Source organism: Cernens ardua, assembly GCF_051251085.1.
Classification (GTDB): Bacteria; Pseudomonadota; Gammaproteobacteria; order Pseudomonadales; family Halomonadaceae; genus Cernens; species Cernens ardua.
Genome location: NZ_JBPCZH010000001.1, coordinates 468,750 through 483,753, shown reverse-complemented (window position 1 = coordinate 483,753; position 15,004 = coordinate 468,750). Strand labels below are relative to the sequence as shown.

General features: G+C 51.0%; 12 protein-coding genes. 4 read left to right on the top strand and 8 right to left on the bottom strand.

Going from position 1 to position 15,004, the window contains the following annotated elements; genetic code table 11:
* Positions 1–47 precede the first annotated feature (47 nt).
* The 8 genes from LMG33818_RS02120 to bioB all read right to left on the bottom strand — a co-directional run bounded on the left by LMG33818_RS02120 (position 48) and on the right by bioB (position 11,138).
* Positions 48–1,790, bottom strand: a complete 1,743-nt coding sequence (locus LMG33818_RS02120; protein WP_442321703.1) for an NADPH-dependent assimilatory sulfite reductase hemoprotein subunit — start codon at positions 1,788–1,790, stop codon at positions 48–50.
* On the bottom strand, positions 1,790–3,625 hold the full coding sequence (locus LMG33818_RS02115; protein WP_442321702.1) for an assimilatory sulfite reductase (NADPH) flavoprotein subunit: 1,836 nt from the start codon (positions 3,623–3,625) through the stop codon (positions 1,790–1,792). Before LMG33818_RS02115 ends, LMG33818_RS02120 begins: the two co-directional genes overlap by 1 nt.
* A 369-nt stretch (positions 3,626–3,994) precedes the next feature.
* Complete coding sequence (locus LMG33818_RS02110; protein ID WP_442321701.1) at positions 3,995–5,476, bottom strand: adenosylmethionine--8-amino-7-oxononanoate transaminase; 1,482 nt, start codon at positions 5,474–5,476, stop codon at positions 3,995–3,997.
* Positions 5,477–5,682: 206 nt separating this feature from the next.
* Complete coding sequence (gene bioD, locus LMG33818_RS02105) at positions 5,683–6,477, bottom strand: dethiobiotin synthase (RefSeq protein ID WP_442321700.1); 795 nt, start codon at positions 6,475–6,477, stop codon at positions 5,683–5,685.
* A complete protein-coding gene (locus LMG33818_RS02100; protein ID WP_442321699.1) occupies positions 6,477–7,418 on the bottom strand; it encodes a methyltransferase domain-containing protein in 942 nt (313 codons plus the stop codon). The genes bioD and LMG33818_RS02100 overlap by 1 nt, the downstream gene beginning before the upstream one ends.
* A 12-nt stretch (positions 7,419–7,430) precedes the next feature.
* A complete protein-coding gene (locus LMG33818_RS02095; RefSeq protein WP_442321698.1) occupies positions 7,431–8,750 on the bottom strand; it encodes an alpha/beta fold hydrolase in 1,320 nt (439 codons plus the stop codon).
* Positions 8,751–8,817: 67 nt separating this feature from the next.
* Positions 8,818–10,002: an 8-amino-7-oxononanoate synthase gene (bioF, locus tag LMG33818_RS02090; protein ID WP_442321697.1), complete on the bottom strand. Its 1,185-nt coding sequence runs from the start codon at positions 10,000–10,002 to the stop codon at positions 8,818–8,820.
* A gap of 83 nt (positions 10,003–10,085) precedes the next feature.
* Entirely contained in the window at positions 10,086–11,138 is a 1,053-nt protein-coding gene (bioB, locus tag LMG33818_RS02085) for a biotin synthase BioB (RefSeq protein ID WP_442321696.1), read from the bottom strand.
* 340 nt (positions 11,139–11,478) lie between these two features.
* On the opposite strand from bioB, the gene yegS reads away from it, so the two are divergent.
* The 4 genes from yegS (at position 11,479) to LMG33818_RS02065 (ending at position 14,988) form a co-directional block, all read left to right on the top strand.
* Positions 11,479–12,435, top strand: a complete 957-nt coding sequence (gene yegS, locus LMG33818_RS02080; protein ID WP_442321695.1) for a lipid kinase YegS — start codon at positions 11,479–11,481, stop codon at positions 12,433–12,435.
* Positions 12,436–12,780: 345 nt separating this feature from the next.
* Positions 12,781–13,311 carry a hypothetical protein gene (locus tag LMG33818_RS02075; protein ID WP_442321694.1) on the top strand — a complete coding sequence of 177 codons (531 nt, stop codon included), beginning with the start codon at positions 12,781–12,783 and terminating at the stop codon, positions 13,309–13,311.
* Between the two features lie 341 nt (positions 13,312–13,652).
* Positions 13,653–14,144: a GNAT family N-acetyltransferase gene (locus tag LMG33818_RS02070; RefSeq protein ID WP_442321693.1), complete on the top strand. Its 492-nt coding sequence runs from the start codon at positions 13,653–13,655 to the stop codon at positions 14,142–14,144.
* A gap of 421 nt (positions 14,145–14,565) precedes the next feature.
* On the top strand, positions 14,566–14,988 hold the full coding sequence (locus LMG33818_RS02065) for an NINE protein (RefSeq protein ID WP_442321692.1): 423 nt from the start codon (positions 14,566–14,568) through the stop codon (positions 14,986–14,988).
* Positions 14,989–15,004 lie beyond the last annotated feature (16 nt).

Genomic DNA, 15,004 nt, shown 5'->3' with positions numbered 1-15,004 from the left:
CACGTTGAGGATGCCGTTTTCATTGATATTAACGTGTCTATCACTCTTTACTGGTCGTGAAAATCCAGGCCGTTCCCGGTTGCCTTGATCACACCCGCACGAATCACGAAATCACCGAAGCATTCACCGTTGTGGCGCTCCTGTGCATAACGGTAGAGCAGGGGAGTGAGTTCCTTGAGAATTTCAGCTTCGTCGATATTTTCACGATACATTTTATTCAGGCGAGTACCGATAAAGTTACCGCCCAAATAAAGGTTATAACGACCGATCGCTTTACCCACCAGTCCGATTTCCGCCATGAAAGGTCGGCCACAGCCATTGGGGCAGCCCGTCATGCGAATAATAATCGGATCATTGGCAAGGCCTGCATCGCGCATGATGTTGTCAAGCTTATCCAGCAATGTGGGCAAATAGCGCTCACTCTCGGCCATTGCCAACCCGCAGGTGGGAAGTGCCACACATGCGATGGAGTGCTGACGCAAGGGGGTTGCGCTCTTCAACATGTGATACTGATTCAGCAGGTCATCAATGACCGTTTTGTGTGTTTCCGGTACATTGCTGATGATGATGTTCTGATTACAGCTCATGACAATATCACCATCGAAGGATTCGGCGATGGCACGCAACCCACTTTTTAGTAGCATCCCTGCATGGATCGGGGCATCGGTCGGATAATCCTTGATACGACCATTTTCGATGAATAGCCCGTAGTGCCATAAGCCATCTTCACCTTGATACCAGCCAAGGATATCGCCGGTCGTCTCAAAGTGATACTCACGGGCCGCTTCCAGGTCATAGCCGAGATACTTCTGCAACTCGCTCTTGAAACCCTCGACGCCCATGGTATCGACCGTATACTTCAGGCGCGCGTGCTTACGATTCTTGCGGTCTCCATTGTCACGCTGTACCAGCATGACCTTTTCGGCCACATCAATTAGCTTGTCGTAGGGGGCATAGCCAATTACGGTCGAGATACGGGGATAGGTCTCCGGTTCACCGTGAGTAGAGCCCATACCACCCCCCACAGCAATATTGGCGCCGACAATTTCACCATTTTCAACAATCGCGATAAAGCCAAGATCATTGGTATGAATATCGATTTCATTGTCAGGTGGCAGCGCTAACCCAATCTTGAATTTACGCGGCAGGTAATACTGGGTATAAAGCGGTTCCACCACTTCATCTGGCCCACCAAAAACACGTTCCTCACCCAGGAATATCTCGTGGTATGCACGGGTATGCGGCAGCAGGTGGTCACTGATTTGAGCGCCGAGTTCGTAGAGGCGATAGTGCAGTTTTGAACGGCTCGGGTTGGCGGTTGAGGTCACGTTACGGTTAACATCGCCACAGGCGGCAATGGTATCCACCATCACGTTATTGATCTCTTTCAGATGCGCACGCAGGTTCCGCTTGTAAATCCCGTGATACTGAAGTGTCTGGCGGGTCGTAATACGTAGCGTATTATTGGCGTAATGCGTGGCAACGTCATCGATCGTACGCCATTGCTCAGCACTCAACCGGCCGCCGGGAATGCGGCAACGCACCATGAAGGCGTAAAGTGGTTCGAGCTTTTGCTGGCGGCGCTCACTGCGCAGGTCACGGTCATCCTGCAGGTAAAAACCGTGGAATTTGGTCAGCTGTAGATCAGCATCCGAGACAGCACCGGTGGCGATGTCTGCCATATCAGCTTCCAGCTGCCCGCGCAGATAGTCGCTTTCGACTTTGAGGCGCTCGTTGGCGGAGTATTCGGAAAGGTCTGCGTCACGGAGTTTGGCAATAATATCGGTCATTAGTATACGTCCCGCTGGTAGCGTTTGGCCTGCTGAAGCTCGCGGAGCCAAGCGGTGGCTGACTCTTCGTCCAGTCCACCCTGTTGCTGGATAATGTCGATCAGGGTCGCATGTACATCACTCGCCATGCGGTCGCCATCACCACAGACATAGAAATGCGCGCCATTCTCAAGCCATTCGAACACTTCCTTACCGTGTTCACGCAGGCGGTCCTGAACGTAGACTTTCTCTTCCTGATCACGTGAAAAGGCGACATCCAGATGAGTGAGTAGCCCATCCGCACGCATTTTCAGCCACTCTGCCTGATAAAGGAAGTCGGTTTCGAAGTGCTGATCCCCGAAGAACAGCCAGTTCTTGCCGTGGGCTCCTTCTTCTTCACGCTGTTGAAGAAACGCACGGAAAGGCGCTATGCCAGTACCGGGGCCCACCATGATCATCGGTGTCGTCGGATCATCAGGCAGCTTGAAGTTTTTGTTGTGATCGATGTAGATCGGAACGGTGTCGCCCGGCTTTACACGATCAGCCAGCCACGTACTTGTAACCCCATTACGTGCACGACCATGGGCTTCGTAGCGTACAATCCCGACCGTCAGGTGCACTTCGTCCGGATTGGCTTCCAGTGAAGACGCAATAGAGTACAAGCGTGGCGGTAGCTTACGCAGGGCGCTCACGAAATCCTGTGGGCTAAGCCCCTTGACCGGGTAGTCACGTAGCATATCGATGATCTGGCGGCCATAAAGCCATTCTCGCAGCTCTTCACGATTATCTTCATGCAGTAGGCGTTTCAGTTCATCGGAATCACTGATTTCAGCCCAGTGTTTGACCAGCGGGCGCGTAAGCGTCGTCACTTCCAGCTCGCTTAGCAGGGCATCACGTAGCAGGCGCCCATCGCCCAGATCATGATCTGCTTCAGCTTCCAAAAGCTGCATGACTTCATCGACATAATCGGGATCATTCTGGGGAACGATACCCACAGCATCCCCTGGTTTGTACTCAAGCCCTGAGCCTTCCAGTGAAAGTTCGATATGATGCGTGTTTTTAGCAGAACCACGACCATTCAATTGAATGGAATCAAGGACCTCTGCCTGAAACGGATTTTTGCGCGAATAGGTGGGCTTGTTGGCAGTACTTGTTGCTGTAGTGGCAGCCTCCGTACTGGTATTCGCTTCAGCGGCGCCACCCTGACGTGCTTTGTACGCAGCCAGTGCCTGTTCTGTCCACTGCTCTGCGGTCTCTTCGTAATCGACGTCGGCATCGGCACGCTCGTAAATACGTTCGGCACCCAATTCAGCAAAACGCTTGTCGGTGCGTTTACCCATTTCACAGAAGTATTCGTAACTGGAATCACCCAGTCCCAATACCGTGAATGTTGACCCTTCGAGTTTGGGTGCCTTGCGGCCATCAAGCAGCTCGTAAAAACCTTCCGCGGTATCCGGTGGCTCGCCTTCACCCTGTGTGCTGACAACGATCAGGAAATGGCCGGGATCCTTGAAATCCTTCTTGCTGGCATTTGCCATATCCAGCAATTTGACCGTAAAACCTTGTGCCTTTGCTTTTGCGGCGACTTCTTCGGCCACATGTTCAGCGTTACCCGTCTGCGAGCCGAATAGCACGGTGAGCGGTAATGAGACCGCTGATGCGCCTGACGCTGTACCTGCCGCTATATTTTCGGCCGCGCCGGCAGTGGCGCCATTGGCATTGAAGGCCAGCGCTGACACGTAGCCCGAAAGCCAGGTCAGCTGGTGAGAATTCAGCCCTTCAAGTGCCTGATTCAGACGCGCAGCCTGTTCCGCATTGAGTGGACTGTTGGTATCAAAGAGTGGGCCATTCGACATGCACTTTCCCCATTATTGTCAGCATAATGCGCACAGCATGCTAGCGAGACTAACGTAGAAATAAAAAGTATTAAAAGAAATCTGCTTAGACTCGATAAGTATAAAAGAATGGATGATGGTGCTGGGTCTTTATAGAGAGACAACATGTCTTCTCTTTATTAGTAGGGTTCCGTCACGGGTCATTCGTTCGAGTCATTATTTATTTATGATAGCGCTATACATCTTCAGTAAATATTAAAGGCTTTTTATTAAAACATTAAATATTATTTAGTGTTTTCGAGAATATTCAGTGATTGGATTGGGAGGTACTTTCAGGAAAAGTGCTGAACGCTGAAAGTACCCCCTCGGGAGCTGACTGGAGTCACAGGTTTATCGCGTTGCTACTTCGACACACTCTGCGGTGACTTCCCCCAACCATGCGATTTCGTCTTCATTGATCACATAAGGGGGCATCCAGTAGATGACATTGCCCAATGGGCGCAATAAGACACCACGTGAATAGGCATGTTGGTACACCTGTGTATTACGGCGTTCCTGCCAAGGGTAGGGGGTGAGCGTTTCCTTGTCCTTGACCAGCTCAATTGCAACGACCATACCGGTCTGCCGGACATCGCCGACGTGGGGGTGATCCCGTAGCGGAGCGGCTGCCTTTGCCATGGCTGCGCTTTTGGCTTTATTGGTCTCGATGATATTGTCGCGCTCGATGATATCCAGTGTCGCCAGCGCTGCAGTACAGGCAAGAGGGTTACCGGTGTAGCTGTGTGAGTGCAAAAAACCTCTAAGAGATTCGTAATCATCATAGAAGGCGGCGTAGATATCATCGGTGGTCAGTACCACTGAAAGCGGTAGATATCCCCCTGTCAGCGCTTTGGAGAGGCAGAGGTAGTCCGGGCTGACATCGGCCTGTTCAGCAGCGAAGAGGGTGCCTGTTCTGCCAAAGCCTACGGCTATTTCGTCAAAGATCAGCTGTACATTGTAGCGGTCACAGGCTTCACGCAGCCGTTTGAGATAGGAGGGCGGGTACATGCGCATTCCCCCCGCGCACTGGATCAACGGTTCGAGAATCACCGCTGCCAGCTCGTGGGCATGACGTTCCAGAGTGGCTTCCATCTGTTTGAACATGGCACTGGCGTGGGCATCCCATTCATCCCTTGGTAGCCCAAAGCAATCCGGTGAGGGTACTTTGATGACGTCCAGCATCAGGGCATTGTAGGTAGCGGTGTAGAGGCCTACGTCACTGACGGAAAGTGCACCAAGGGTTTCCCCGTGATAGCCATTGGTGATGGACAGGAAGCGTCGTTTTTCAGGATGACCGCTGTTTTTCCAGTAATGGAAGCTCATTTTGAGCGCAATTTCGATCGCGGCTGATCCACTATCAGCGTAAAAGCAGTGGCCCAGCCCTTCCGGGGTGAGGCGTGTCAGGCGTTCGGAGAGCTCAATCACCGGCTGATGCGTGAAGCCCGCCAGAATAATGTGTTCCAGCTCATCCATCTGCTCTTTGATACGCGCGTTTATCTCGGGATTCGCATGCCCCAGTGCATTGACCCACCATGAACTGACCACATCCAGATAACGCTTACCTTCAAAATCTTCTACCCACGCGCCTTTCCCCCGTTTGATTGGGATCATGGGGAGTGTTTCGTGATCCTTCATCTGTGTACAAGGGTGCCATACGGAGGCCAGATCCCGTTCTTTCCACTGTGTGTTTAGTGATGTTTCCCCCTGTCCATTGGCCTGATGCGTTTGTGCTGCATGAGGTGTTGATGAGGTCGTGGACGAGGAATGTGACGGAGAAGTTGAGGCTGAAGAAACGGATGCAGAAGAAGACTGATGTGATGAATCGGTGGCCATAATGGTCTCGTGTTTCCTGTGAATAAGCACGCATCCATGAGGATGTCGTCGCTGAAAAGTGGGGTGAGCACATGTTGATTGTGGTGACTTTTTATGCCTGACCGTATGTACGTTTTGCTGTACGTGTGACTACTTGGCTTTATGACAGCGAAAAGGCCAATGGGCCCGTGTATACCCCCAACTGCTGGTGTTTGATGTCTCGGTTTTTAATGACTGGTCAGCAGCAGGTCGATATCCAGATAGGATGAAACGGCTTCTGGTGTGGCATCTTCCAGATGGGGAACGATGCCAAGACACGGCGCTGGTAACATGGCCGACAGGGTAGCCAGATTTTCATCCAGACGGCTTGCATGTGGGTGTTCTGCCATCTCTTTATCAGAAAGATTAGCGACCCAACCGGCCACTTCCAGGCCATCATGACGTATGGCATCGAGTGTCAGACAAGCGTGATTGATGGCGCCCAGTTTTATGCCAACAACCACAATCACCGGCAATGCCAATGCTTTGGCGAGGTCGGCCAGTGTTTCATGATGGTTGATCGGAACACGCCATCCACCCGCGCCTTCGATCAATGTAAAGTCGGCGTTATAGGCTAACAATGCCTGCATGGGCGTGCTTAATACCTGCAGAGTAAGCTCCACGCCGGCTTCCGCGGCCGCAATATGGGGCGCAATGGCCGGTTCGAAAACAAAGGGATTGACGGTTGAATATTCCAGCGGTGGTTGGCACTCCCTTTGCAGAGCCAACGCATCACTGTTACGCCAGGCAATATCGCTCTGACGAGAAGAATCGCAAGCCTGAGTAGCTGGGGCGTGTTCATATGTCGAATGCGGGGGCTGTGTCACGTCACCCGTGTTGACTGCTTCTGCACCCGAAGCAACCGGTTTCCCTGCAGCGGTTGTGAGCCCTTTGTCGCGGGCAAGGTATAGCAATGCCGTTGTTATCGTCGTTTTACCGACTTCGGTATCAGTACCAGTGACGAAAAATGCGGCCGGTTTCATTATTTGCCATCCTTGTAGGAAATGAGTGTGTTATCAGGTTTTTGAAGGACGACAAGATAAGTGTCGTAGCGCGCAGGAATCCCTTCGGGATACAGCGCCTTTGATTGCGCACGCAGTTGCTGCCATTTTTTTCGACCACTCAAGCCGGATTGTTGCGCTTGGCGGCAATGGTGGGCGCCCAACTGTTTAAGCGCACGCGAAAGGGTGACGGCATCATCGTAAAAATACAGGTAAGGTTGGCGTACTGATAACAACGTAGTGAAGGGTGCTCGCTTTATACTGTTCGCCAATTGTTGCGGAAGTAACGTGGGGTTGACGGTATTTTTCAATCCTGCCCTCTCACGTACCCGAGTGAGTTCTTTCAAGGTGTCTGGTCCGAGGGTTGAGAAAGCCAATATCCCCCCTGGGGTCATAACGCGATAGGCTTCTGACAGGAAAATATCCAGTGAATCAAGCCATTGCACTGCCAGATTCGACGTTATCAGCGGGAAATGATCATGGCCGAACGGTAATGCCTCTATGTCGCCCTGAATCCAGCGAGCCTGTGGGCGAAGGTGACTGGCGGCTTGCAACATGCCAGCGGAAAGGTCCAATCCATACTCTTCTTCAATATCAATATGCTGACACTTGGCCTGACGAAAAACGTAGCCCGTGCCGCATCCGACATCCAAAGCCCGATTAAATGTGTGGGAAGCGCTGAGCTCGGCCACTTTCTGGAGGAGATCCACAGCAATCCACTGTTGTAGAAACGAGGCTGCATCATAGGTGACTGATGCATGCCCAAAGTTACGGGCAATCTCATGCTTAAGCGGGGCGGAATTCATTGGCATTGACTGTTTCCCATCAAGGCATGGGCGTAATTGCCTCTCCAGTTCAGGTGCGCGCGAGATGCAAAAACCAGCCCTTTTGGGCATGCCGTAATCGCTGCGAGTGATGACCATGACGACTCCCATTCACTGTGCACAGAGGCTTTTAAGGTGAATGTTGTGGTGTTGATTGGAGTGATGTTGAGTGCAAAACTGCTGAATGGAGCGATGCCGGATGAAATGGAGAACCACTGAAGCTGACTCTTCGGCAGTATTCATCGGAAAACTGTGTGCTCCCTGCACCACAGCACATTCTGCGTAATGGTTGAGACGTATCAGGGCCTTGATATCCTCTGCCGCTGATACGGGAACCAACATATCTCCCCCTGCAAACAGATGGAACTGGGGGCATTTCATACCCACAAGCGCGTCGCGATTGTCCAACTGACCGAGAAGATCAAGCCCTTTCAACAGCGCGGAGTGAGTCGATGATGTATCAAGCGACGCCAGCATACTTTCCTCCAATAATCGTGCTGATTCCTGCGGCGTCTGCCCTGGTTTTATTGAGACTTCTAGTGAGGATAAGGACTCAGGCTGCTTTGCTGACGTTGATGTGTCCTGATCCACGACCCTATCCTGCGGTTTAGACTCGCCATCGGATTGAGTTGATCCCATGCCGATATCGTTACTGTCATTGTTATGGTTGTTGTTATTTTTAGCGGCATGGTCATGGTTAACGCGTGGTTCGGTGTTCAATGATGTACAGAGAAATGCAAAGCGTTTCAGCGTACGTTGCGGTGAACGCTGAAAACGTTGGTAAAACTGCTCGAAGGTGGCTCGGGGCATGGCATTGGGCCAATCTATCTGAGTAGAAAAGCAGGCATTGGCGCCCAATGTGACCACACCCGTTACCATCGCTGGATAACGGTGGGCCAAAGCGACGGCCAACATACCGCCCAGTGACCAACCAACCAGCCAACGCTCTTTTGGCCCGTCTGATCCAGTGATTTTGTCGCCTTGGTTGCTTTCGGTTAATCCAAGTACTGCAGCTGCGTACTCCAGGATTTGTTCAACCCCGGTGCATGTATTACATGTCAGGCTATTGGTTATTTCAGACGAGTTCTCTTTTCGAGGCTCATGGGTCAGTGAGATGGCCGATGCTATCAACGTTTGTATATCCCATTCTTCTACTCTAAATTCGCCCTTATTGAATTGTTCACCGCATTGACGAAGCGTCTGCGCGAAGGGCGCCAAGATACGGGTGGGCATCGCCCATCCTGAAAGCACCTTTATGTCAACACTCGCTACGGATTCATTCGCACGATCATTCACGGCCATACCCCCGGGCGTGGTGAGCAGTTGACCACTTTGCGTATCCTGATTGTCATTGTGCGTTTCATGAATATGTCGGGCTTCTTCATTCTGAATATGAGCAGGATTGAGTGTTTCATTCGATATGGGTATCACTGTTTATATCCATGGCAGTCATTTGGCGCTGACAACCGAGTGTGTAAGAGCAGAGCCACGCGGGTAGTTAATGCTCTTGAATTTCTTTCGCCAGGCTATCGACAAGCCTGTCTATCTGTTGCCGGGTATGCGTGGCATTGAGGGTAATGCGCAGGCGAGATTTCCCGATAGGCACCGTTGGCGGACGTATCGCACCTACATACAATTGCTGTGCTTTCAGAGATTCTGCAATGGCGAGCGTGCGTGTTTCATCCCCTGTCACTATGGCTTGAATGGGGGTACGACTCGGTAATAGAGGAAGGCTCTCAGCTTCTGCCGCGGCACGAAAATAATGGATGACATCATGCAGCTGGTGGCGACGCTCAGGTTCATCGCGGCAAAGGTGAACGGCGGCTTCCGCTGCGCAGGCTTGTGCAGGCGCTAGCCCTGTTGAAAAAACATAAGGGCGCGCAAGTTGAACCAATGTATCAATCAATGCCTGGCTGCCTGCCACGAATGCCCCTTGCCCGCCCAATGCTTTACTCAGCGTGCCAATCATAATGGGGACGTCTTCATGCGAAAGGGAAGCCTCTACGCAGGCACCGCCGCCATCCTTTCCCAATACCCCTACGCCATGGGCATCATCGATGACTAACCAGGCGGCATGCTGCCGGGCAACGGCGGCCAGTTCTGGAAGGGGAGCTATATCACCTTCCATACTGAATACAGCATCGCTGATTACCACTTTCTGCAGCACACTCTGACGTGCAGATACAGCCGTCATCCGCTTGTCCAGATGAATCATGTCCAAATGATGATAACGCTCGCTTTTGGCACCACTCAGGCGTGTGCCATCCAATAACGAGGCATGGTTGAGGCGGTCATGAAAACAGTGGCTGGCGCGGTGTGTCAGTGCATCCAGCACCCCTAGATTGGCCTGAAAACCAGTGGGAAAGAGGAGTGCTGCCGGGCGCTGAGTCCATTCGGCAAGCAGGGCTTCCAGGCGTTGATGGACGTCAAAATATCCGCCGACCAGTGGTGATGCCGTGGCACTGGCGCCATAGCGTTTGGCACCTTCTGACAGTGCTTCACACACTTGAGGTGCCTTGCTCAGCCCCAGATAATCATTGCCGGAAAAATCCACCGCTGATCCTTCATGCCAAGCGGGTTCAGCGGGTGATGGAAATGAATTCAGCCACCGTGTTCGATACCGGTGCTGGGCTTTTCGTGTGTCCAGCTGTGCCGATAGCCACTGATCAAGCAAATGTGTCATGACAATGTGATGTAAGTATCCTGGCCATTAAAGCTGGCCATTAAAGAGAGTTGTGGGTGACCGATTACGACTGAACCATTGGTTCAGTGGGTGGAAGATGCCATGGCATCCACGGCCAGTTCTGACGCTCGATTGGCCTGAAGGCTGGCATCCAGTGCCTGCGTGAGCGTGCTGTCATCGAACTCTTCGCGACGCTCCGTTTTCAGCCCCAGCCGTTGGAACAGTTGATGGTCGTGATCCTCTTCAGGATTGGGCGTGGTAAGCAATCGTTTTCCGTAGAAGATAGAATTGGCACCGGCCATAAAGGTGAGTGCTTGTAGTTCGTCACTCATCTGTTCGCGCCCCGCAGCTAAGCGGACACGTGAATGGGGCATTAGAATACGGGCAACAGCGACGGTTCGAACGAACTCGAAAGGGTCCAGATCCTCGGCGTTTGCCAGTGGTGTCCCTTCAACACGGACCAGCATGTTGATGGGGACGCTTTCGGGATGAACAGGCAGGTTGGCCAGCTGTTGTAATAGGCCGGCGCGATCCCTGACCGATTCGCCCATACCGACAATGCCGCCTGCACAGATTTTCATCCCGGCGTCTCTTACGTGACTCAGTGTTTCGAGCCGTTCACTATAGGTACGCGTTGTGATGATGTTGGCGTAGAATTCAGGCGAGGTATCCAGATTGTGGTTGTAATAATCGAGCCCCGCATCAGCCAAAGCTTCTGCCTGTGATTGACTGAGTCGTCCTAACGTCATACAGGTTTCCATACCCAACGCCCGTACCCCTTTAACCATTTCCAGCACATAGGGCATGTCTTTCACGCTCGGGTGTTTCCATGCGGCTCCCATACAAAAACGGGTCGCCCCGATCTCTTTGGCTGCTTGCGCTTCCTGTAATACGCGTTCGACCTGCATGAGTTTTTCTTTCTCCAATGAGGTGTTGTAGTGCCCGGATTGGGGGCAATACTTGCAGTCTTCCGGGCATGCACCTGTTTTGATGGAGAGCAGCGTCGACACCTGAATGGCGGTGGGGTCGAAATGTTGGCGATGTGTCTGTTGTGCGCGAAATAGAAGCTCTGTAAAAGGGAGTGTTAATAATGTTTCGATTTCACTGCGTTGCCAGTCATGTCGTAAAGCGGTCATTGGTTATCTTTACCTGAATATCAAGAGCTAATGGTTGTTGGCCTGATTGCAAGAGCGTAAGTGGTCTGAATGGTGGTGCGATACGTGCCGCGCCTTCTGATACCCAGTTGAAAAGCCGTAGCGTTCATCCCTTCAGGGACGGCTTGTTACCACGTCACTCGAAGATGCTGTAAGGAATAGTGTCCGGATTTTATGATGCATATGTCAACCTAATTGTATTATAAGGTTTACAGTGATGAAATTTTTGCAATTTTTTGTCTATGCACTATTGATTGAACGAGAAAACCGCTACTCTCTCATGTAATAGCTTTATTTCAGTGTTGGTCCTTAAGGAGCTCCCTTGAGCAGCATACGATTGATTCTTAATGGCAAGTCTTCGGATCAGCCCAAGTTACGCAAGATGGTAAACCGACTGCGCAAGCAGGGAATCGGTGTAGACGTACGTGTAACGTGGGAAGGGAGTGATATAGAAGATTTTATCCATCAGGCAAGTGCCAACGGGGTTGAGCGCGTGATTGTGGGAGGTGGGGACGGAACTCTGCATGGCGCAGCCAATGCTCTGATGAAACTACCTGAAGAATACCGCCCTTCGCTGGGCATTATTCCATTGGGGACTGCCAATGACTTTGCGCGTGCGGCTGGCATACCTCTTAATCCGCCGGAAGCATTTGCCTTCGCCGTCAGGGAGGATGCCCAGCCGATTGACCTTGGTAAAGTCGCTGACACTTATTTCATCAATGTTGTCTCGGGTGGCTTCGGTGCTTCCGTTACCGCCAGTACCCCGGTCATGTTGAAACGTATGCTTGGTGGTGGGGCCTATTCACTGGTAGGTGCCGTACGTATCCTCAGTTTTTCTCCCTATCAGGGGAAATTACGTATGCCTGGCTTCGAAAGTGATGCCTCCATGGTCGTAGTTGCAGTGGGCAATGGGCGTCAGGCAGGTGGAGCGCAGGAGCTCACCACCAAGGCTTTTGTCGACGATGGGCTGTTGGATGTACTGGTGATCGAAGGCTTTGGTTTGCGCAAGGTGCCGAAGTTACTGAGAGAGCTTGAACATCTTTCCCCTGAGGGTGATTTGGTCCGTTATTTTCGCGTTCCCTGGGTTGAAATCGAAAGTGACAAGCCCATCCCGATGACCCTCGACGGCGAGATGCAGGAATATACACACGCCCGTTTTGAGGTTGTCTCCCAGGCCATTGAGGTTGTCATTCCTGAAAATAGCAAGTTGCTGGAACGCAATAAGCATCGTCCTCGCAAAAGCACAGCAGGGTATGATGATGCAGACGACGATGATTGACGTCTGGTAGTATTTGCCGGCGCCGTAACAGCGACATGGTCAATATAAATCACTCATTTCAGTCGTGGATGGAAATAGCCGATAGGGGTGGCAGGAAAAGGCGTTCCAGGGCGGAATCCGGTTTACTGACCAGCCTGAGTATGCGGCGTCTTTTTCCGTTTGTTGCAAGGGTTAGCCGAAGTGCTTTCAGGTGAATGATAGTGGTTTTTCAATACCAACCGTTGATAACGGGAGTCGTGGTTGTTTCTTCGAACATCTATGCAATCACGATCAAGATGGTAATGAACTCTCATCTTTTTATAATGTCTTAATGAAGTATACAGTTTCAGGTAGGGAGCATCGGTTGTGAGTAAGAAATTAGCCATTTTTAGTGGGTTGGCACTATTGACAGCGTTAGGGCTGGCCGGGTGTGATCATCCCGAGCAGGACAAGGCCGCTTCACATCCTGCGAATAATCTGGCTCCCCAAAATAATAGTGCTTCAGCACCCGATCAGCAGTCGGGCGATACATCCGATCAGGATCAGGATGATACGGATGCCAATTCGGATAACCAGAACAACATGCTGGATTCTGACAGTGACGATAGCGGGAGCGATGACAACAACGCCACTACTGGAGATAATTCAGGGCAGTCCAGTAATGCAGGTAATGCCTCTGATGGCGGCTCAGGCAATGATGTTCCCAGCAACCCCCAATCGGGTACACTGGAAGGTGGGGCCCCTGAAGGAGCCTCAGGTCCCAATAATTCAGGTGATTCGGGCAACAGTAACGATGGCAACGCGCTGAATAGTAGCAACGCTGCCAATGCCAACAGTACTTCGTCAAGTAATAGTGCTCAGGATACTCATACGGGCTCTGTCAGAGGCAACGGCTAATAGGTGGCTATGACTAATAGGTGACTTTGACTAACAGATGACTTTGGCCAAGAGGTGTCAATAGCCGCCAATTGCCAGTAGCCAATGACCAATACCAATAGCCATTGATCAATAATAGTAGGCAATGCATGTTGAGCTGTTAATGGTGGTCTATTTAGCTGTTCTTTCCAGTATTGTAATTTGAGCTGTTTTGGTTTGCCTTGTTATACATTATCTGTTTTCTCTAATACATAGGGGAACAGAACAGGGCGGTATGCTGGCATTCATGTAAAGTATTTCTCCGTATCCTCGCCATGGTTTTTCCAGGGTGAACAACTTTTCAGGGTAGAGGTTTTCACTGAATGACTGAGTCAACCGAAAAGGTCCTCAATCAGTGCTCTTATCCCGGTTTCCCGCCCGAGTGGCGGGATGCTGTCGGTCCCAGTCATGCTCGATTTGCCTGCGCGCTAGTCGCCTATACTATGCTTCCCTATTGGCACCGTCGTCATATGCGGTTCAGTCATGAGATGTTCATGAGCCAGTGGTATGATTTCGATGCGCTATTGCGTTTCGATAACGGGAAACCGACCGGGGTGATTGCCTGGAGTATTCTGGATGAAGAACATTGCCATCTGCGTGAATTGCACCTGGATGATGGCCTTCGAGGGCAGGGGAAAGGCAGTGAAGTGTTAAATGCCTGGGTTGAATATTGTCGATCCCTTCAGATCAAGCGTCTCACTCTCAAGGTATTTGCCGAAAATCCGGCCAGAAGGCTTTATGAACGATTGGGTTTCGAAACATTTGCTGAAGAAGAACATGTCGCTAATCTTTTAAAGATGCAGCGGTATCTTTGAGGCTTACTGGTTCGACTTTACCCTTTTGGCTCCGTGGTCAAACATTATATGCTCGTTCATTTGGTCAATGAGTGTTGATGAGCCATATTCACATCTGGCGATGCCCTTGAATGTGATGTTTTCACGTTATATTCATGGGTACAAGGCCCGTAACTTTCCTGAGCTTATGACAATCACGCCGTTTGACCGGCAAAGCGATTCCTTCTCTACACTGAAAGTGTTACCCGAGTGTATTGCATAGCAGTTATATTGTTTTGTCCTTTCTTTCTTAAAATGATAATTGTGTAAAATTGACGGGTTTCCTTGTGATTCACCCTACTCACCTTCATTAAAAGTGATAGAGTCAGTTCACAGGCCTGCGGTATGGAAATCATGCAGGGATGTTATCGTTTGCATATTATTTCAAGGAGTTACGCACATCATGGGCGCAGAAGCCTCTCAGCAGAAAACACACAGCGTGGCCATTGGTTATTTGCTGTGGATCTTTGGTTTTACCGGTGCTCACCGTTTCTATTATGGAAAACCTGCTACGGGAACGCTATGGTTTTTGACCGGCGGACTTTTTTTGATTGGTTGGGCGATTGACGTTTTTCTCATTCCAAGTATGAGTCGGCATGCAGATTTACGCTTCCGCCTGGGGGGAATCGATTATTCGATTGCCTGGATACTTCTGACATTCCTGGGTATTTTTGGTTTGCACAGAATGTACATGGGGAAATGGATTTCGGGTATTGTTTACTTCCTGACAGGAGGAATCTTTCTGTTGGGTGTTCTGTACGACTTCTGGACGTTGAATGATCAGGTTTCAATACGCAATATTGAAATGAACCGCAACCACAATTGATGCGTTGGCAGGGAAT

Excerpts from the sequence above, each read along its gene's own strand:
- LMG33818_RS02120 (WP_442321703.1), bottom strand. The coding sequence starts at position 1,790 with ATGACCGATATTATTGCCAAACTCCGTGACGCAGACCTTTCCGAATAC.
- LMG33818_RS02115 (WP_442321702.1), bottom strand. The coding sequence starts at position 3,625 with ATGTCGAATGGCCCACTCTTTGATACCAACAGTCCACTCAATGCGGAA.
- LMG33818_RS02110 (WP_442321701.1), bottom strand. The coding sequence starts at position 5,476 with ATGGCCACCGATTCATCACATCAGTCTTCTTCTGCATCCGTTTCTTCA.
- bioD (WP_442321700.1), bottom strand. The coding sequence starts at position 6,477 with ATGAAACCGGCCGCATTTTTCGTCACTGGTACTGATACCGAAGTCGGT.
- LMG33818_RS02100 (WP_442321699.1), bottom strand. The coding sequence starts at position 7,418 with ATGGTCATCACTCGCAGCGATTACGGCATGCCCAAAAGGGCTGGTTTT.
- bioF (WP_442321697.1), bottom strand. The coding sequence starts at position 10,002 with ATGACACATTTGCTTGATCAGTGGCTATCGGCACAGCTGGACACACGA.
- bioB (WP_442321696.1), bottom strand. The coding sequence starts at position 11,138 with ATGACCGCTTTACGACATGACTGGCAACGCAGTGAAATCGAAACATTA.
- LMG33818_RS02070 (WP_442321693.1), top strand. The coding sequence starts at position 13,653 with ATGACTGAGTCAACCGAAAAGGTCCTCAATCAGTGCTCTTATCCCGGT.
- LMG33818_RS02065 (WP_442321692.1), top strand. The coding sequence starts at position 14,566 with ATGGGCGCAGAAGCCTCTCAGCAGAAAACACACAGCGTGGCCATTGGT.